This is a genomic window from Marmoricola sp. OAE513 (genome assembly GCF_040546585.1).
Lineage (GTDB): Bacteria > Actinomycetota > Actinomycetes > Propionibacteriales > Nocardioidaceae > Marmoricola.
On sequence record NZ_JBEPOC010000001.1, the window covers coordinates 687,958 to 705,101 of the forward strand.

A 17,144-nucleotide genomic window follows, 5' to 3' on the forward strand; every position below is an offset into this window, starting at 1 on the left:
CCCTCACCCACGTGTCGGGACGGGGCCCGACCTTGGCCATGCTAGCCACGTGTGAGGGCGTGATGGTACGAAACGTCCGCTATGAACCTTTTGTGGTCCAGACCGGTCGTTCAGGCCAGACCGTTGGCGCTCCGGATCGCGGTGACGATCCCGTCCATCGCCTGGGTGAGGCTGAAGTCCTTCGGCGTGAAGACCATCGCGACGCCCTGCTCGACGAGCTTGCGACCGTCGGAGTCCGGGATGATCCCGCCGACGATCACCGGGATGTCGGCGATGCCCTTCTCCTTCATCAGGTCCAGGACGTCGGGGACGAGCTCCATGTGCGATCCGGAGAGGATCGAGAGACCGATGCAGTGCACGTCCTCCGCGATCGCGGCCGCGACGATCTGCTCCGGCGTCAGGCGGATGCCCTGGTAGATGACCTCGAAGCCGGCGTCACGCGCACGGACGGCGACCTGCTCGGCACCGTTCGAGTGGCCGTCCAGGCCGGGCTTGCCGACGAGCAGGCGCAGCCGTCCGTTGAGCTCCTCGCCCGTCGCCTTGACCCGCTCCCGTACGGCGGTCAGCTCGGCACCCGCCTCGGCCACGCCGACGGCACCGGCGACGCCGGTGGGAGCGCGGAACTCGCCGAACACCTCGCGCAGCGTCCCGGCCCACTCCCCCGTGGTCGCGCCCGCGCGGGCAGCGGCCAGGGTGGCGGCCATCAGGTTCTCGTCGGTCTTGGCGGTCGCGGCCAGCGTGGCCAGCGCCTCGTCGACAGCGGCCTGGTCACGTTCGGCCTTCCAGGCGTTGAGCGAGGCGATGGCGGTCGCCTCGGCGGCCGGGTCGGCGGTCTGGATCGCGCCGTCGAGGTCCGCGGTCAACGGCGACTCGGCGGTGGTCTCGAACTTGTTCACGCCCACGACGATGTCGGTGCCGTTCTCGATCCGCGCGCGTCGAGTCGCGTGGCTGGAGACGAGCTCGGACTTCATGTAGCCGGCCTCGACCGCAGCGACTGCACCGCCCATCGCCTGGACCCGGTCCATCTCGGCCTTCGCGTCCGCGACGAGCTGGGCGACCTTGGCCTCGATGACGTGCGAGCCGTCGAAGATGTCCTCGTACTCCAGCAGATCGGACTCGAACGCCAGCACCTGCTGCAGCCGCAGCGACCACTGCTGGTCCCAGGGACGCGGCAGACCGAGGGCCTCGTTCCACGCAGGAAGCTGGACGGCACGGGCGCGGGCGTTCTTCGACAGCGTCACACCGAGCATCTCCAGCACGATCCGCTGCACGTTGTTCTCGGGCTGCGCCTCGGTCAGACCCAGCGAGTTCACCTGCACGCCGTACCGGAAACGGCGCATCTTCGGGTCCTTGACGCCGTACCGCTCGGCGGTGATCTCGTCCCAGAGCTGGACGAAGGCCCGCATCTTGCAGGTCTCCTCGATGAACCGGACACCGGCGTTGACGAAGAAGGAGATGCGGCCGACGACCTTCTCGAAGTCGGCCTCGTCCACCTGCCCGGCGTTCTTCACCGCGTCCAGGACCGCGATCGCCGTGGTGAGCGCGTAGGCGAGCTCCTGGGTCGGCGTCGCGCCGGCCTCCTGCAGGTGGTAGCTGCAGATGTTGATCGGGTTCCACTTCGGGATCTGGTGGACGGTGTAGGCGATCATGTCGCTGATCAGGCGCAGGGATGCCTGCGGCGGGAACACGTAGGTCCCGCGGCTCAGGTACTCCTTGATGATGTCGTTCTGGGTGGTACCGGCGAGCTGCGCGGCAACCTCCTCCGGCGCCATCCCGGGGTTCTGCTCCTCGGCGGTGACCTGGTACATCGCCAGCAGCCACATCGCGGTGGCGTTGATGGTCATCGACGTGTTCATCTCGGTCAGCGGGATGTCCGCGAACAGCTTCCGCATCTCGCCGAGGTGCTGGATCGGGACGCCCACCTTGCCGACCTCACCGCGCGCCAGCGGGGAGTCCGGGTCGTACCCGGTCTGCGTGGGCAGGTCGAAGGCGACCGACAGACCGGTCTGGCCCTTCGCGAGGTTGCCCCGGTAGAGCTTGTTGGACTCCACCGCCGAGCTGTGCCCGGCGTACGTCCGCATCACCCAGGGCCGGTCCTTGACCGGGTTCTGGGCAGGCGTGGATGACAGTTCAGCGCTCATAGGAGGAGGGTAGGTCCCTCTTGCTACTGATGGGTACGCCTTGTTGCCTGTCTCACCCGGAGATACGTCACACTCAGGCGACCGAATCGGGCAGCCGGACCACGTCCGCACCCAGCCCCGCCAGTACCTCCGCGAAGCTCGGGTAGCCCCGGTCGATGTGGTGGGACTCCGCGACCGTGGTGACGCCCTTGCCCGCCAGGCCGGCCAGGACGAGCGCGGCACCGGCTCGGATGTCGTGCGCCACCACCGGCGCACCGGACAGCAGCGGCACCCCCCGTACGACGGCGTGGTGGCCGTCGGTGTGCACGTCGGCGCCGAGGCGGGCCAGCTCCTGGGCGAACATGAAGCGCGACTCGAAGACGTTCTCGGTGATCATCGCGGTGCCGTCGCTGACGGACGCCAGCGCCATCGCGAACGGCTGCAGATCGGTCGGGAAGCCGGGGAAGGGCAGCGTGACCACGTCGAAGGAACGCAACCTCTTGTCGACGCTGACGGTGAAGCCGTCGGCCTCGGAGCTGATCTCGGCGCCCGCGTCGAGGAGCTTGTCGAGGACCAGGTCCAAGTGGGCTGCCACCCCGCCCTTGACGGTCACCCGCCCGCCGGCGATCGCGGGCGCGAAGGCCCAGGTGCCGGCGACGATCCGGTCCGAGACGGTCACGTGGTCGACGGGGTTCAGACGGTCGACACCCTCGACCCGCAGCGTGGAGGATCCGATGCCCTCGATCCGGGCACCCATCGCGACGAGCATCTCGCAGAGGTCGACGATCTCGGGCTCGCGCGCGGCGTTGTCGATGACGCTCGACCCCGTGGCGAGGACGGCAGCCATCAGCAGGTTCTCGGTGGCTCCGACGGAGGGGAAGTCCAGCCACAGCGCGGCGCCCTTCAGCCCGTCGCGCACCTCGGCGACGACCTGCCCGTGCTCGACGCGGACCTCGGCGCCGAGCTCGCGCAGGCCGGCCATGTGCATGTCCACGCCGCGGGACCCGATCGCGTCGCCGCCCGGCAGCGCCACGCTCGCCCGGTGGCACCGCGCCACCAGCGGGCCGAGGACGGCGATCGAGGCGCGCAGCCGGCGGACCAGCTCGTACGGCGCCTCCCAGGCCAGCTCCTCGGGCACGGCGATCCGGACGATCCCGCTGGTGAGCTCGGCGGTCGGGTCGGCGTCCAGCGGGTGGTCGACGTCCACGGTGCAGCCGAGGCGGCGGAGCAGCTCGGCCATCACGGTCACGTCCAGGATGTCCGGGACGTTGTGGATCGTGCTGATGCCGGGGGCCAGCAACGAGGCGGCCATCAGCTTCAGCGCAGAGTTCTTCGCACCGCCCACGTGCACGGTCCCCTCCAGGGGTCGCGCCTGCGGGCCGTCCGCGGTGATCTGGAAGCTCTCCACGAACGTGAGCCTAGACCCCTCGGTCGTCGAGCCTGCCGAGACGCCCGCACGTGAAGTGACCGCCGAACCACATCTCGGCAAGCTCGATGAACGGGATCGCTAGGCTGACGGCATGGTCAACCTCACGCGCATCTACACCCGTACCGGCGACGCCGGGCAGACCCGCCTGGGCGACATGAGCGTGACGTCCAAGACCGATTCCCGGCTGCAGGCCTACGCGGTGGTCGACGAGAGCAACGCGATCCTCGGCGTCGCCCTGGCCACCGGTGGTCTCGACGAGGACGTCCTCGCAGTGCTCACCCACGTCCAGAACGACCTGTTCGACGTCGGGGCGGACTTCTGCACCCCGGTCGTCGAGGACCCCGAGTACCCGCCGCTGCGCATCGAGCAGGACTACATCGACCGCCTTGAGGGCTGGTGCGACCAGTACAACGAGGACCTGCCCGCCCTGCGGTCGTTCATCCTCAACGGGGGTACGCCGGCAGCAGCCCAGCTGCACGTCGCGCGCACCGTCGTACGGCGTGCCGAGCGAGAGGCCTGGGCCGCCTGGGCCGAGCACGCGGAGACGATGAACCCGCTCGCGATCACGTACCTGAACCGGCTCTCGGACCTGCTGTTCATCCTCGCCCGGTACGCGAACCGCGAGAACGGCGACGTGCTGTGGGTCCCCGGCGGCGAACGCTGACCCAGCGGTCAGCGCTGCGGCGGCGGCTGGTTCCAGTCGGTCCCCGGGGGCGCGGCCTCGAGCCAGGCGGAGAACCCGGTCAGCGCCGACGGACTCATCGCGAGGGCGACCTCGCCGTCCGGCGTACGGCACTCGATGATGCGGTGACCGCTGTAGAGCGCGAACGACTCCGTCTCCGAAGGCTCGCGCTGCCCGACGATCGTCAGGTCCGCGCGCGCCCAGCGGCGACGCGGCCACGGGGACGGCGAGAAGATCCGGAACCACTCCAGGTCGGTGTCGTGATAGCGGCCGATCCCCAGCACCCAACCGCGGCCGGCCTGCGAGGAGCGCACCCGGACCGACAGCTCGAAGGTCCCGCCGTTGCGGGCGAGCAGACGACGACGCACGACCAGCAGGAGGCCGTAGGCCACGACGAGGAGCAGCACGACACCGGCTGAGTCAAGCAGCCACTGCCATACCGGCATCTATCCCTCGTCCCAGTGCTGAGCGTGCGTCGTGTGGTCGTCAGATGGTACGAGACTCAGGAAACCTTCTCGACCGCGCGAATCCGGGCCTCGGCCCAGGCGATCCCGAGGGCGGCTTGCGCGTCGTCCTCGTTCTCGCCGGCCTTCTGGCACCGCTCGAGGTCGGCGCGAGCCTTCTCGAGGTTGATGTCGTGAGCCATCTCGGCGTGCTCCGCGAGTACCGAGACACGGTTGTCGGCGACCGACAGGAAGCCGGCGTCGACCGCGGCGACCCAGGTCTCGTTGTCGGTGGTGGTGACGTCGATGACGCCGTCCACCATCACCGAGAGCATCGGTGCGTGACCGGGCAGGATGCCGACGTCACCTTCCGAGGTCCGGGCGATGATCATGCTCGCCTCGCCCGACCACACGAGGCGGTCGGCCGAGACGAGCTCAACCTGGAGGGCTGCCATCAGAGGCTCGCCTGGATCTCGGCCCACTTCTTCTCGACGTCGTCGAGACCGCCGCACATGAAGAACGCCTGCTCGGCGACGTGGTCGTACTCGCCGTCCGCGATCTTGTTGAACGCGTCGATGGTGTCACCGATGGAGACGGTCGAACCCTCGATGCCGGTGAACTGCTTGGCGACGTAGGTGTTCTGCGACAGGAACCGCTGGATGCGACGGGCGCGGTGGACGATCGTCTTGTCCTCCTCGGAGAGCTCGTCGACACCGAGGATCGCGATGATGTCCTGGAGCTCCTTGTTGCGCTGGAGGATCTGCTTGACGCGGATCGCGCAGTCGTAGTGAGCCTGACCGATGTACTGCGGGTCGAGGATCCGCGAGGTCGAGGTCAGCGGGTCGACCGCCGGGTAGATACCCAGCGAGGCGATCTCACGGGAGAGCTCCGTGGTGGCGTCCAGGTGCGCGAAGGTCGCGGCCGGGGCCGGGTCGGTGTAGTCGTCCGCGGGGACGTAGATCGCCTGCAGCGAGGTGATCGAGTGACCACGGGTCGAGGTGATCCGCTCCTGGAGCGTTCCCATCTCGTCAGCCAGGTTCGGCTGGTAACCCACCGCGGAGGGCATCCGGCCGAGCAGCGTGGAGACCTCGGAGCCGGCCTGGGTGAACCGGAAGATGTTGTCGATGAACAGGAGCACGTCCTGGCCCTGCACGTCGCGGAAGTACTCCGCCATCGTCAGGGCGGACAGGGCGACGCGAAGACGCGTGCCCGGCGGCTCGTCCATCTGGCCGAAGACGAGGGCGACCTTGTCGAACACCCCGGCTTCCTGCATCTCCTCGATGAGGTCGTTGCCCTCACGGGTGCGCTCGCCGACGCCGGCGAACACGGACACACCGTCGTGGTCCTTGGCGACGCGGGCGATCATCTCCTGGATCAGAACGGTCTTGCCGACACCGGCACCACCGAACAGACCGATCTTGCCACCCTGGACGTACGGGGCCAGCAGGTCGATGACCTTGATGCCGGTCTCGAACATCTGCGTCTTCGACTCGAGCTGGTCGAACGCGGGCGCCTTGCGGTGGATGCCCCAGCGCTCGTCGGTCTCGAAGGTCTCACCCTCCTTGAGGTTGAGCACGTCGCCGGTCGCGTTGAAGACCTTGCCCAGCGTCGCGTTGCCGACGGGCACCGTGATCGGGCTGCCGGTGTCGCGCACCTGGGCGCCGCGGACGACGCCGTCGGTCGGCTTCAGCGAGATGGCGCGGACCATGCCGTCACCGATGTGCTGCGCCGCCTCGAGGGCCAGCGTCGTGGTCTCGCCGCCCAGGGTGATGTCGACCTCGAGCTTGTTGTAGATGTCGGGCATCTCGTCGGTCGCGAACTCGATGTCGACGACCGGGCCGATGACCCGGGCGACCCGGCCGATGCCGGTCTCGTTGATAGTGGCAGTCATGTCTCTCACTCGCTCCCTGCGTTGGCGTCGGCGAGGGCGTTGACGCCACCGACGATCTCGCTGATTTCCTGGGTAATGCCGGCCTGACGGGCCTGGTTGGCGATTCGGGTGTACTTCTTGATGAGCTCTTCGGCGTTGTCCGTGGCGGACTTCATCGCCTTCTGCCGGGCAGCGAGCTCGGAGGCCGCGGCCTGCAGGAGCGCCGTGAAGATCCGGCTGGTCACGTACTTCGGCAGCAGCGCGTCCAGGACGTCGTGCGCCGACGGCTCGAACTCGTAGAGCGGCAGCACGTCACCGGGCTCGGGCGCCTCGGTGCCCTCGACGACCTCGAGCGGGAGCAGCCGCACGGCGACCGGCTCCTGGACGAGCATCGAGCGGAAGCGGGTGTAGACGATGTGCACCTCGTCGGTGGAATCGGCTTCCTGCTCCGCGATGAAGGCCTCGATCAGGGTGGACGCGATCTCGCGGGCGTCGTCGTACGTCGGCTGGTCGGAGAAGCCCGCCCAGCTCTGCTTGACGGGACGGTTGCGGAACTTGAAGTACGCCGCAGCCTTCCGGCCCGAGGTGTAGATCGTGACGTCCTTGCCCTCGCCCTTGAGCTTCTCGATGAGACGCTCGCCCTCCTTGATCACCGCGGAGGAGTAGGCACCGGCCAGGCCGCGGTCGCTGGTGACGATCAGCACCGAGACGTGGTCGGACTCGGTCGGCTCGGTCACCAGCGCGTGGTCGACGTTGGAGAACGTCGCCACGGCCGAGACCGCCCGGGTGAGCTCGCGGCTGTACGGCGCAGCGGCTTGTGCCCGCTGCTGCGCCTTGATGATCCGGGACGCAGCGATGAGCTCCATCGCACGCGTGATCTTCTTCATCGACTGGGTCGACTTGATCCGCGCGCGGTACTCGCGCACAGAGAGGGCCATGGGTCAGCCCCGCTTCTGCTTGACGATCTGCTCCTGCTCGACGTCGCCGTCCTCGAGGGCCTCGTGGGCCTCCGCGCCGGGCTTGATCGAGTTGCCCTCGCTGGTCTCGAACTGGTTCAGGAACGACTCGTAGGCGCCCTCGAGCGACTTCTCGGTGTCGTCCTCGAACTTCTGGGTCTCCCGGATCGTGTCCAGGATGCCCGCGTGCGAGAGGCGGAGGTAGTCGAGGAACTCCTTCTCGAACCGGAGGACGTCCTCGACCGGGACCTTGTCCAGGCGGCCCGTCGTACCGATCCACAGGGAGACGGTCATCTCCTGCAGCGGGTACGGCGAGTACGCCGGCTGCTTGAGCAGGGCCATCAGCCGGCCACCGCGGTCCAGTTGCTGGCGCGATGCGGCGTCGAGGTCGGAGGCGAACATGGCGAACGCCTCCATGGCGCGGAACTGCGCCAGGTCGACCTTGAGCGAACCGGTCACGGCCTTCATCGCCTTGGTCATCGCGGCACCACCGACTCGGGAGACGGAGATACCGACGTCGATGGCCGGGCGCTGGTTGGCCGCGAACAGGTCGGACTGCAGGAAGATCTGACCGTCGGTGATCGAGATGACGTTGGTCGGGATGAACGCCGAGACGTCGTTGGCCTTCGTCTCGATGATCGGCAGACCCGTCATCGAGCCCGAACCGAGCTCGTCGGACAGCTTCGCGCAGCGCTCCAGCAGGCGGGAGTGCAGGTAGAAGACGTCACCCGGGTACGCCTCGCGGCCCGGCGGGCGGCGCAGCAGCAGCGACACGGCGCGGTAGGCCTCGGCCTGCTTGGTCAGGTCGTCGAAGACGATGAGGACGTGCTTGCCGTCGTACATCCAGTGCTGGCCGATGGCCGAGCCGGTGTACGGGGCGAGGTACTTGAAGCCGGCGGAGTCCGATGCCGGGGAGGCCACGATGGTGGTGTACTCCAGGGCGCCGGCCTCCTCGAGGGCCGCGCGGACCGACGCGATGGTCGAGCCCTTCTGGCCGATGGCGACGTAGATGCAGCGGACCTGCTTGCTCGGGTCGCCCGACTCCCAGTTCTGCTTCTGGTTGATGATCGTGTCGATCGCGACCGTGGTCTTGCCGGTGGCGCGGTCACCGATGATCAGCTGGCGCTGGCCGCGGCCGATCGGGGTCATCGCGTCGATCGCCTTGATGCCGGTGGCGAGCGGCTCGTGGACCGACTTGCGGGCCATGACGCCGGGGGCCTGGAGCTCGAGGGCACGACGGCCTTCGGTGGCGAGGTCGCCCAGGCCGTCGATCGCGTTGCCGAGCGGGTCCACGACCCGGCCCAGGTAACCGTCGCCGACCGGGACGGAGAGGATCTCGCCGGTCCGCTTGACCGTCTGACCCTCCTCGATCTTGTCGAAGTCACCGAGGATGACGACACCGATCTCGCGGGTGTCGAGGTTCAGTGCCAGGCCGAGCGTGCCGTCCTCGAACTCGAGGAGCTCGTTGGCCATGCAGGAGGGCAGGCCGGTGACGCGGGCGATGCCGTCCGCGGCCTCGGCAACGGTGCCGACCTCTTCCTTGCTCGCGGCCTCGGGCTTGTAGTCAGCCACGAAGCGCTGCAGCGCGTCCCGGATCTCCTCCGGACGGATCGAAAGCTCCGTCATTTCAGGTCCCTACTCTCTGTGCTTCAACGTTGTTAAGTCGTGGGGGTGGTGATCAGCCGGCGAGCCGGCGACGTGCGTCGTCGAGACGGCTCGACACGCTGCCGTCGATGACGTCGTCACCGATCTCGACACGCATGCCGCCGACGAGGTCGGGCTCGACGCTGACGTTCAGGTGCACCGGCCGCCCGTACTGCGCAGTCAGTGCCTTCTGGAGCCGGTCGCGGTCCGAGGCCGTCAGGTCGCGGGCGACCCGCACCTTCGCGACGCTCTCGTCCTTCACCGCTGCGGCGATCTTCTGGTACTCGTCCAGCGCGACGACCACCGTGCGGTGGCTGCCGTTCAGGGCGAGGACGGCCAGCCGCTGCGTGGCCGCGAGCGTCTTGCCCTCGAGCAGGCTGCCCAGCAGCGCGGCCTTGTCGCCGACCGAGCGGGTCGGGTCGCTGAGCGCGCCACGGAGCTCGGACTCGGCGTTGACCAGCTGGGTGACCGCGAAGAGCTCGTCGGCCAGCCGGGCCGAGTCGGCACCGGCGGACTTCACGACCGCCACGACGCCGAGGGTCTCCAGCGTGTCCGCCAGGTCCCGGGTCGTGGTCCAGCGGCGTCCGACGGCGTCGACGACGAGGTCCAGGCCACCGGCCGAGATCTTGCCGTCGAAGACCTGGCGGACCAGTCCGCCCTTTGCCGAGGCGTCGACGGCTTGGTCGGTGACCAGGCGCCGCAGCCCGGGCTCGGCACGGAGGACCGAAGCCGCTCCGATCAGGTCCTCGCCGAGAGCCGAGAGGTCGGCCCCGGCGGCTGCGTCGAGCTTCTCACGCAGTCCCGCCTGGGCCTCGGCCGATGCGCCTCGCAGCACCATCAGTTGGCTCCCTCGAGCTCAGCCAGGAAACGGTCGACGACCCGCGAGGAGCGGTCGTCGTCGTCCAGGCTCTCTCCGACGATGCGGCCGGCCAGCGTGGTCGCCAGGGTGCCGACCTCGGCACGCAGCGCGGTGACCGCCTGCTGGCGCTCCGCCTCGATCTGCGTCTTGCCGTGCTCGACGATCCGAGCAGCCTCGGTCTGCGCCTGCTCGCGCAGCTCGGCGACGATCTGGGCGCCCTGCTCGCGCGCCTCCTCACGGATGCGTGCGGCTTCGTGCCGCGCGTCGGCGAGCTGCTTCTCCAGCTCGGCGAGCTTGGCGTCCGCCTCGGCCTGCTTCGACTCCGCAGCCTGCAGACCACCCTCGATGGCGGTGGTCCGCTCCTCGAACGTCGCCTCGAAGTTCGGGACTACGAACTTCTTGATGGCGAAGAACAGGATGCCGAAGACGACAAGCGCGATCGCAACCTCGACCCACTCGACCATGAGCGGGCTGTGCTCTTCCGCAGCAAGCGGAATCAGGTACGACATAGTCGTGATCCTTCGTCAGTAGAGATGTGTCAGAGCACGAATGCGAGGGCGATACCGATGATGGCGAGCGCCTCGGCGAGGGCGAAGCCCAGGATCGCGATCGACTGCAGGCGGCTCTGCGCCTCAGGCTGACGGGCAACGCCGCTGATGTAGGCAGCGAAGATGAGACCGATACCGATACCCGGGCCGATAGCAGCCAGGCCGTAACCGATCATGTTCACGGAGCCATCCATTGGCTTTTCCTTTCAGAGTTACTTCACTTGGTGGTACGTATCTGGTGGAGCAGTACGGGGTCGTGCGGTGGAACTAGTGCTCGTCTGCGAGCGCACCCTGGATGTACATCGCGTTCAGCAGGGTGAAGACGTAGGCCTGGAGGAACTGGACCAGGAGCTCGAGGAACGAGATGGCGATCGCCAGGATCCAGGCGACGACGCCGGCACCCTTCACGAACGGCGCACCGTGCTCGAGCATGTAGAGACCGCCGGTCGAGAACAGGATCAGCAGCAGGTGGCCGGCGAACATGTTGCAGAAGAGTCGCAGGGCCAGGGTGACCGGGCGGATCAGCAGGTTGGAGAGGAACTCCAGCGGGACCAGCAGGAGCAGCATCGGGCCGGTGATGCCGGCCGGGACGCACTGCAGCTTGAGGTAGCCGATCAGCCCGTGCTTGCGAACGCCGATCGAGTTGTAGACCAGCCAGCTGACGCCGGCCAGCGCGTAGGCCATGCTCGCGCGGCTGAAGGTCGGGAACTGGATGAACGGGATCGAGCTGAACAGGTTGTTGGTCAGCACGAAGAAGAAGACGGTGATCAGGTACGGAATGTACGGCTTGAAGTCGTGGCTGCCGATGATGTCCCGGCCCATCCCGTTGCGGACTGCCGAGTAGGCCTCCTCGCCGGCGAACTGGAGCCGACCCGGCACCATCGCGCGCTTGCGCGCGGCGAAGTACAGGAACGCGAAGACCAGACCGGCCGCGAGCACCAGCTGCAGCATCGGCTTGGTGACGTCGACGCTGCCGATCGAGAAGACCGCAGGCAGGTCGAAGTTTCCGGGACCCGGAGCGACGAACTCGTCGCCTCCGCCGGAGGCCGCAACGATGGTCCCTGCAAAGCTCACCTGGGTGCTCCTACTTCTCGTCTACGTCTGGTGCTGGTGCCCGGTTCTTGCCCCGCCAGTCGGGCAGGGCGTCGAAGCGTTTGATTGTCAGGTAGATCCCGAGTCCCGCTCCGAGCAGGATCCCGATGGCAACCAGGAACGAGGTCCCCAACCACCGATCTGCGAGCCATCCCAGGAAGCCGTACAGGAACACACCGGAGACGATGTAGCCGTACGCGTGCCAGGGGTCTCCCTGGTACGTGGACGGAGCAGTTTCGTTCGGTGAGTCTGGCGCAGGATCCGGCTGGGACATCGCAGCCCGGACAATAGCAGCCGTGGGCGATCACGCGGCATCCACCTCCCACGCTGGGATCGGAGCCCGCAGGGTGGCGGTCAGCTGACCAGCCATCCAGGCGAAGGTGCCGGCGATGACCCCGGCCGCCAGCCATCCGGCGGCGAGGTGCTCGGCGAACGCGTCGGCCTTCGTGAGCCCCGCGAAGATCAGCCCGACCAGGGCCACCTGGAAGGTGTAGGTCAGCAGCGCCATGACCAGCGCCGCCTGCGGCATCAGGTCTGCGACGGTCCCGACGACCACCGCGCCGAAACCGAAGAAGACCAGCACGATCCCGCCGCCGAGCAGGGCCGAGGTGCTCTCGGTCCTTCCCTGGGCCAGAGCCCCGACGAGTGCGAGCACCGCGGTGCTCGCCACGACCGAGAGCGCGGCAGTCAGCAGGACTCGCGGAGTCCTCTCCTGCGGTGCGTCGATCGTCGTCATGGCGGCCTCGTCGTGGTCGTCAGTAGGGCGGCGGATCCGGTGTTCCGGGTGGTGCTTGTGAAAGTTAGCACAATCTCCGGGGCAACAAAATTGGACCGATCCAAGGCTCTCGGGTGGCGGTACCGGGCCTACGACGCAGGGCTGTGCAGGCGCGGGACGACGAAGGTGAGGACGGCCGTGACGGCTGCCCAGAACGCGATCGCGAGCAGCGCGTACGGACTGGTGTAGAGGCTGATCAGCACGGCTCCGAACCCGATCAGGCCGGTCCACAGCCACATGATCACCACGGCCTTGCGCTGGCTGTGCCCGAACTCCAGGAGCCGGTGGTGCAGGTGCTCCTTGTCCGGCTGGTAGAACATCTGGCCGCGGCGGGTCCGGCGTACGACGGCCAGGACGAGGTCGAGGAACGGCACCACCAGGATCGAGATCGGCAGCAGGATCGGGAGCAGGATCGCCAGCGCGGTGCCGGTGTCCTTGCCGTCGGTGCTCAGGTCGACAGTGGCGAACTGGCCGGTGAGGGTCAACGTCGAGCCGGACAGCACCAGGCCGAGCAGCATCGAGCCCGAGTCCCCCATGAAGATCCGCGCCGGGTAGAAGTTGTGCGGCAGGAACCCGGCGCAGGCGCCCGCGAGACACGCGCACAGCAGGGCGGCGGTGATCGCCAGGGTCTCGTTGTTGGCGTCCGCGAGCCGGTAGGAGAACAGGAAGAACGCCACGGCGCCGATGCAGACCATCCCGCTGGCCAGACCGTCCAGGCCGTCGACGAAGTTGATCGCGTTCACCGTGCCCACGATCAGCACGATCGAGAACAGCATCGCCTGGGTGGAGTCCAGCGTGAGCTGGTCGCTCCCCGGGAGCCGCAGCGAGTACAGCTGAACGTCGTTGAGGACCAGGTAACCCGCGGCGACGATCTGTCCGCCGAGCTTGGTCAGGGCATCGAGCTCTATCAGGTCGTCCAGGACGCCGACCGCGCAGATGATCGCACCGCCGACCAGCACCACCCCCGCGTCGTGGAAGATCTGCGGCTGGGACTTGGAGAGGAACGGAAGGTGGTGTGCGATCAGCAGACCGGCACCGAGGCCGCCGAGCATCGCGACTCCCCCGAAGTACGGGATCGGGATCGCGTGCACGTCCCGGTCGCGGACCTGCGCGACCGCGCCCATCCGCATCGCGAGCTCGCGCGCGACCACGCACAACAGGTAGCTGACCACCGCCGCCGTCAGGAAGACGAGGAGGTACTCACGCACCGGCGCTCCCCTGGCCGGTTCCGGGCTCGTCGCTCAGGTCGTCCAGCGCGACCTCGACCTCCGCGAGCACCGTGCGCAGCTCCTCGGCGCTGATCGCTCCGAGCCGCAGCAGCCGGGGTTGGTCCCCGGTGCAGTCGACGATCGTCGAGGGGCGGTCGTCCGAGGTGGGGCCGCCGTCGAGGATCACCGCGACCTGCGCGGAGAGCATCTCGGCGGCGTCGTCGGCGTTGGTCGCCGCGGGCCTGCCGGTCAGGTTGGCCGAGGACACCGCCAACGGCCCGGTACGGGCCAGCAGCTCCAGGGCGACCTGGTCGTGCGGCATCCGGACCGCCACGGTCCCGCGGGTCTCCCCGAGGTCCCACTGCAGGGAGGACTGCTGGCGCACGACGATGGTCAGAGGTCCCGGCCAGTAGTGCTCGACCAGGACGCGCGCCCACTCGGGCAGCTGGGTCGCCAGTGCGTCCAGGGTCGCCGGCGACCCGACGAGCACCGGCGGCGGCATCTCCCGACCCCGGCCCTTGGCTTCCAGGAGACGCGCCACGGCGACCGGGTCGAACGCGTCCGCGCCGATCCCGTAGACGGTGTCGGTCGGCAGGACGACGAGCTCCCCGGCCCTGATCGCGGTCGTGGCGGCGGCAAGGCCGGCCTCGAGCATCTCTTCGTCGCCGGCGTCATAACGGGTGGACACGGGCCTATCGTGCCAGCCTGGCCGTCAGGTAGCGCGGACGACCTGCCAGATCGCGGTGGTCCCGTACGTCGGCCCACCGCCCGGTCGCGGCGAAGACGCCGGGCGCGGACTCCCCCTGCAGGTCGGCGTGCTCGGCCCCCACGACGCCACCGCTGCGGAGCAGCCGCGTGGCGACCTGCTCGAGCACGCGCATCGCCACCAGGCCGTCGTCGCCGGAGAACAGCGCCAGGTGCGGGTCGTGGTCGCGGGCCTCCGGCGCCACGCTCTCCCAGGCCTCCAGCGGGATGTACGGCGGGTTGCACACCACGACGTCCACGGTGCCGTCGAGCTCGGGGAAGGCCTGCGCCATGTCGCCCTGGCACAGGTCCACGCCCGTGCCGTCCAGGTTCTGCTGGGCCCAGCGGTGAGCCGACGGATCGAGCTCGACGGCGTGCACCTGGGCCTGGGGAACTTCGTCGACGATGCTGCGCGCTATCGCGCCGGAGCCTGTGCACAGGTCGACGACCACCGGCGCGCGGCCGGTCACCGCGCGGGCCGCCTCGATCGCCCACCCGGCGAGCAGCTCGGTCTCCGGGCGGGGCGTGAACACCCCGGGGCCGACCGCCAGCTCGACGTACCGGAAGCCGGCCGTGCCGGTGAGGTGCTGCAGCGGTTCGCGGGTAGCGCGGCGCTGCACCAGGGCGTCGTACGCCTGCTCCTGGTCGGGCGTCAGTGCCGGCGCGAGCGCCAGGCTGCCCCGGCCGGTGCCGAGCACGTGCGCGAGCAACCACTCGGCGTCGTTGACCGGGCTGTCGACGCCGGCCGCCTCCAGCGTGGTGGCGGCCGCGGCGAGGGCGACCCGGACCTCAGTCACCGAGAGCTTCCAGGCGGGCGGCCATGTCGGCAGCGACGCAGGACTCGATCACCGGCTCGAGGGCTCCGTCGAGGACCTGGTCCAGGTTGTACGCCTTGTAGCCGGTGCGGTGGTCGGAGATCCGGTTCTCCGGGTAGTTGTAGGTCCGGATGCGCTCGGAGCGGTCGACGGTGCGCACCTGGGACTTGCGCGCGTCCGACGCCTCGGCGTTCGCCGCTTCCTCGGCGGCAGCCAGCAGCCGGGCGCGCAGGATCCGCATCGCCGACTCCTTGTTCTGCAGCTGGGACTTCTCGTTCTGGCACGACGCCACGATGCCGGTGGGCACGTGCGTGATCCGGACCGCCGAGTCGGTGGTGTTGACCGACTGCCCTCCGGGCCCCGAGGACCGGTAGACGTCGATGCGCAGGTCGTTCTCGTTGATGGTGACGTCGACCTGCTCGGCCTCCGGCATCACCAGGACGCCAGCAGCCGAGGTGTGCACCCGACCCTGGCTCTCGGTGACCGGGACCCGCTGGACCCGGTGCACGCCGCCCTCGAACTTCAGCAGCGCGTACGGTGCCTCGCCCGGAGCCGGGGTGCCCTTCGCCTTCACCGCGACGGTGACGGACTTGTAGCCGCCGAGGTCGGACTCGTTGGCGTCGACCACCTCGGTGCTCCAGCCGCGGGTCTCGGCGTACCGGGTGTACATCCGGAGCAGGTCGCCGGCGAACAGTGCCGACTCCTCACCACCCTCGCCCGACTTCAGCTCGAGCAGGGCGTCCTTGCTGTCCGAGGCGTCGCGCGGCACGAGCAGGTGGCGCAACCGCTCCCCGGTCACGACGCGGCGCGCGTCCAGGTCGACGGCTTCGGCAGCGAACGCCTCGTCATCGGAAGCCAGCTCGCGGGCGGCGTCGGCGTCCTCCCCGAGCTGGAGCCACTCGCGGTAGGTGCGCACGATCGCGGAGAGCTCGGCGTACCGCTGGTTGAGCTTGCGAGCCCGGGCCTGGTCAGCGTGCACCTCGGGGTCCGCCAGGTCGTGCTCGATGTCGGCGTGCTCGGCGATCAGCGCCTCGACGGCTTCGAACATCTGCGGCTCCTGGATCGGGGTGGTGGGACAACGCGCTCCGTGGGAACGAGAAACGCCGGCCTCCCCAGGCGAACCTGGAGGGACCGGCGTTCGACGGAACTACTTGGAAGCGTCCTTCTTGGCGTAGCGCGCCTCGAACCGGGCGACGCGGCCACCGGTGTCGAGGATCTTCTGCTTGCCGGTGTAGAACGGGTGGCAGTTGGAGCAGACCTCGGAGCGCAGCGTGCCGCTCGTCGAGGTGCTACGGGTGGTGAACTGGTTTCCACAGGTACAGGTCACCTCGGTGACGACGTACTCGGGGTGGATGTCCTTCTTCATGTTTCCTCTTCCGGGTCAACGGCCGCCGGGTCGCCTGCGGGTGCAGACGTGAACCGGAGCCTCAGAGATTCTGCCACCTGTAACGCAGGGAAGCGAATCCGCATTCCTCCGCTAGGAAGCGTCCTCGCCGAGGACGGCGGCAACGCGCTGCGCCAGCTCGCGGGGGCTGAACGGCTTGACGACGTAGTCGTCGGCTCCCGCCTCGAAACCCTGCTCGATGTCGGACTCCTGGGCACGCGCGGTCAGCATGATGATCGGGACGCCGGTCATGGCGTCGTCGCCACGGAGCACGCGGGCGGCTTCGAGGCCACTCATCCCGGGCATCATGACGTCGAGGATGACCAGGTCCGGCTTGTTGCCGAGGCACGCCTCGACAGCAGCGGCACCGTCTGCGACGGGCAGGACGTCGTGGCCGGCGTGACGCAGCTTGAAGACGACCAGCTCGCGGATGTCAGCGTCGTCGTCAGCGATCACGATGCGCGCCATTTAGTCCCCCTCGGAACATCAAGTTGTGCAGCACCTGTGAACCCCAACGCACGGTGCCGGGTCAGCATAACTACATGCGGTCCGCCATCTGGGGCAATCGGCCAGAC

19 protein-coding genes are annotated in these 17,144 nt (G+C 68.7%); 1 reads left to right on the forward strand and 18 read right to left on the reverse strand.

All coding sequences use genetic code 11. The features are described 5' to 3' along the window. Positions 1 to 110: 110 nt before the first annotated feature. Both ABIE44_RS03305 and murA read right to left on the reverse strand, forming a co-directional pair. Positions 111 to 2,141 (reverse strand): ethylmalonyl-CoA mutase, encoded by a 2,031-nt coding sequence (locus ABIE44_RS03305; RefSeq protein WP_209722200.1) that lies wholly within the window; start codon positions 2,139 to 2,141, stop codon positions 111 to 113. Between the two features lie 73 nt (positions 2,142 to 2,214). Then, on the reverse strand, positions 2,215 to 3,528 hold the full coding sequence (gene murA / locus ABIE44_RS03310; RefSeq protein WP_354437809.1) for a UDP-N-acetylglucosamine 1-carboxyvinyltransferase: 1,314 nt from the start codon (positions 3,526 to 3,528) through the stop codon (positions 2,215 to 2,217). A 112-nt stretch (positions 3,529 to 3,640) separates the two neighbouring features. On the opposite strand from murA, the gene ABIE44_RS03315 reads away from it, so the two are divergent. Beyond that, positions 3,641 to 4,213: a cob(I)yrinic acid a,c-diamide adenosyltransferase gene (locus ABIE44_RS03315; RefSeq protein WP_209722197.1), complete on the forward strand. Its 573-nt coding sequence runs from the start codon at positions 3,641 to 3,643 to the stop codon at positions 4,211 to 4,213. An 8-nt stretch (positions 4,214 to 4,221) separates the two neighbouring features. On the opposite strand, the gene ABIE44_RS03320 is transcribed toward ABIE44_RS03315, so the two are convergent. From ABIE44_RS03320 to ABIE44_RS03400, 16 genes are all read right to left on the reverse strand, one after another. Beyond that, entirely contained in the window at positions 4,222 to 4,677 is a 456-nt protein-coding gene (locus tag ABIE44_RS03320) for a DUF2550 domain-containing protein (protein ID WP_209722195.1), read from the reverse strand. A 56-nt stretch (positions 4,678 to 4,733) separates the two neighbouring features. Further along, on the reverse strand, positions 4,734 to 5,129 hold the full coding sequence (locus tag ABIE44_RS03325) for a F0F1 ATP synthase subunit epsilon (protein WP_209722193.1): 396 nt from the start codon (positions 5,127 to 5,129) through the stop codon (positions 4,734 to 4,736). Then, complete coding sequence (atpD, locus tag ABIE44_RS03330; protein ID WP_209722191.1) at positions 5,129 to 6,565, reverse strand: F0F1 ATP synthase subunit beta; 1,437 nt, start codon at positions 6,563 to 6,565, stop codon at positions 5,129 to 5,131. Before atpD ends, ABIE44_RS03325 begins: the two co-directional genes overlap by 1 nt. Before the next feature lie 5 nt (positions 6,566 to 6,570). Further along, positions 6,571 to 7,482: a F0F1 ATP synthase subunit gamma gene (locus ABIE44_RS03335; protein WP_209722189.1), complete on the reverse strand. Its 912-nt coding sequence runs from the start codon at positions 7,480 to 7,482 to the stop codon at positions 6,571 to 6,573. 3 nt (positions 7,483 to 7,485) lie between these two features. After that, complete coding sequence (gene atpA / locus ABIE44_RS03340) at positions 7,486 to 9,126, reverse strand: F0F1 ATP synthase subunit alpha (protein ID WP_209722186.1); 1,641 nt, start codon at positions 9,124 to 9,126, stop codon at positions 7,486 to 7,488. Positions 9,127 to 9,178: 52 nt separating this feature from the next. Further along, the gene (locus tag ABIE44_RS03345; protein ID WP_209722183.1) at positions 9,179 to 9,982 is read right to left on the reverse strand and encodes a F0F1 ATP synthase subunit delta; all 804 of its coding nucleotides are present in this window, start codon (positions 9,980 to 9,982) and stop codon (positions 9,179 to 9,181) included. Further along, a complete protein-coding gene (locus tag ABIE44_RS03350) occupies positions 9,982 to 10,512 on the reverse strand; it encodes a F0F1 ATP synthase subunit B (protein WP_209722179.1) in 531 nt (176 codons plus the stop codon). Before ABIE44_RS03350 ends, ABIE44_RS03345 begins: the two co-directional genes overlap by 1 nt. A gap of 29 nt (positions 10,513 to 10,541) precedes the next feature. After that, complete coding sequence (gene atpE / locus ABIE44_RS03355; RefSeq protein WP_209722176.1) at positions 10,542 to 10,745, reverse strand: ATP synthase F0 subunit C; 204 nt, start codon at positions 10,743 to 10,745, stop codon at positions 10,542 to 10,544. Between the two features lie 73 nt (positions 10,746 to 10,818). After that, the gene (gene atpB, locus ABIE44_RS03360) at positions 10,819 to 11,625 is read right to left on the reverse strand and encodes a F0F1 ATP synthase subunit A (RefSeq protein WP_209722173.1); all 807 of its coding nucleotides are present in this window, start codon (positions 11,623 to 11,625) and stop codon (positions 10,819 to 10,821) included. A gap of 322 nt (positions 11,626 to 11,947) precedes the next feature. Beyond that, complete coding sequence (locus ABIE44_RS03370) at positions 11,948 to 12,379, reverse strand: hypothetical protein (protein WP_209722167.1); 432 nt, start codon at positions 12,377 to 12,379, stop codon at positions 11,948 to 11,950. A 128-nt stretch (positions 12,380 to 12,507) separates the two neighbouring features. Continuing rightward, on the reverse strand, positions 12,508 to 13,626 hold the full coding sequence (locus ABIE44_RS03375; RefSeq protein WP_209722164.1) for a glycosyltransferase family 4 protein: 1,119 nt from the start codon (positions 13,624 to 13,626) through the stop codon (positions 12,508 to 12,510). Continuing rightward, on the reverse strand, positions 13,619 to 14,314 hold the full coding sequence (locus ABIE44_RS03380) for an L-threonylcarbamoyladenylate synthase (protein ID WP_354437810.1): 696 nt from the start codon (positions 14,312 to 14,314) through the stop codon (positions 13,619 to 13,621). Before ABIE44_RS03380 ends, ABIE44_RS03375 begins: the two co-directional genes overlap by 8 nt. A gap of 4 nt (positions 14,315 to 14,318) precedes the next feature. Continuing rightward, positions 14,319 to 15,167, reverse strand: coding sequence for a peptide chain release factor N(5)-glutamine methyltransferase (gene prmC / locus ABIE44_RS03385; protein WP_209722161.1), 849 nt, complete (start codon positions 15,165 to 15,167; stop codon positions 14,319 to 14,321). Then, positions 15,160 to 16,233, reverse strand: a complete 1,074-nt coding sequence (gene prfA / locus ABIE44_RS03390; RefSeq protein WP_209722159.1) for a peptide chain release factor 1 — start codon at positions 16,231 to 16,233, stop codon at positions 15,160 to 15,162. The genes prmC and prfA overlap by 8 nt, the downstream gene beginning before the upstream one ends. Before the next feature lie 99 nt (positions 16,234 to 16,332). Next, positions 16,333 to 16,551, reverse strand: coding sequence for a 50S ribosomal protein L31 (rpmE, locus tag ABIE44_RS03395; protein WP_209722156.1), 219 nt, complete (start codon positions 16,549 to 16,551; stop codon positions 16,333 to 16,335). 111 nt (positions 16,552 to 16,662) lie between these two features. Beyond that, on the reverse strand, positions 16,663 to 17,037 hold the full coding sequence (locus ABIE44_RS03400; RefSeq protein ID WP_209722151.1) for a response regulator transcription factor: 375 nt from the start codon (positions 17,035 to 17,037) through the stop codon (positions 16,663 to 16,665). Between the last annotated feature and the right edge of the window lie 107 nt (positions 17,038 to 17,144).

Coding starts and splice junctions, on each gene's coding strand:
- ABIE44_RS03305 (WP_209722200.1), bottom strand. CDS start 2,141: ATGAGCGCTGAACTGTCATCCACGCCTGCCCAGAACCCGGTCAAGGAC.
- ABIE44_RS03315 (WP_209722197.1), top strand. CDS start 3,641: ATGGTCAACCTCACGCGCATCTACACCCGTACCGGCGACGCCGGGCAG.
- ABIE44_RS03320 (WP_209722195.1), bottom strand. CDS start 4,677: ATGCCGGTATGGCAGTGGCTGCTTGACTCAGCCGGTGTCGTGCTGCTC.
- ABIE44_RS03325 (WP_209722193.1), bottom strand. CDS start 5,129: ATGGCAGCCCTCCAGGTTGAGCTCGTCTCGGCCGACCGCCTCGTGTGG.
- atpD (WP_209722191.1), bottom strand. CDS start 6,565: ATGACTGCCACTATCAACGAGACCGGCATCGGCCGGGTCGCCCGGGTC.
- ABIE44_RS03335 (WP_209722189.1), bottom strand. CDS start 7,482: ATGGCCCTCTCTGTGCGCGAGTACCGCGCGCGGATCAAGTCGACCCAG.
- atpA (WP_209722186.1), bottom strand. CDS start 9,126: ATGACGGAGCTTTCGATCCGTCCGGAGGAGATCCGGGACGCGCTGCAG.
- ABIE44_RS03345 (WP_209722183.1), bottom strand. CDS start 9,982: ATGGTGCTGCGAGGCGCATCGGCCGAGGCCCAGGCGGGACTGCGTGAG.
- ABIE44_RS03350 (WP_209722179.1), bottom strand. CDS start 10,512: ATGTCGTACCTGATTCCGCTTGCTGCGGAAGAGCACAGCCCGCTCATG.
- atpE (WP_209722176.1), bottom strand. CDS start 10,745: ATGGATGGCTCCGTGAACATGATCGGTTACGGCCTGGCTGCTATCGGC.
- ABIE44_RS03370 (WP_209722167.1), bottom strand. CDS start 12,379: ATGACGACGATCGACGCACCGCAGGAGAGGACTCCGCGAGTCCTGCTG.
- prfA (WP_209722159.1), bottom strand. CDS start 16,233: ATGTTCGAAGCCGTCGAGGCGCTGATCGCCGAGCACGCCGACATCGAG.
- rpmE (WP_209722156.1), bottom strand. CDS start 16,551: ATGAAGAAGGACATCCACCCCGAGTACGTCGTCACCGAGGTGACCTGT.
- ABIE44_RS03400 (WP_209722151.1), bottom strand. CDS start 17,037: ATGGCGCGCATCGTGATCGCTGACGACGACGCTGACATCCGCGAGCTG.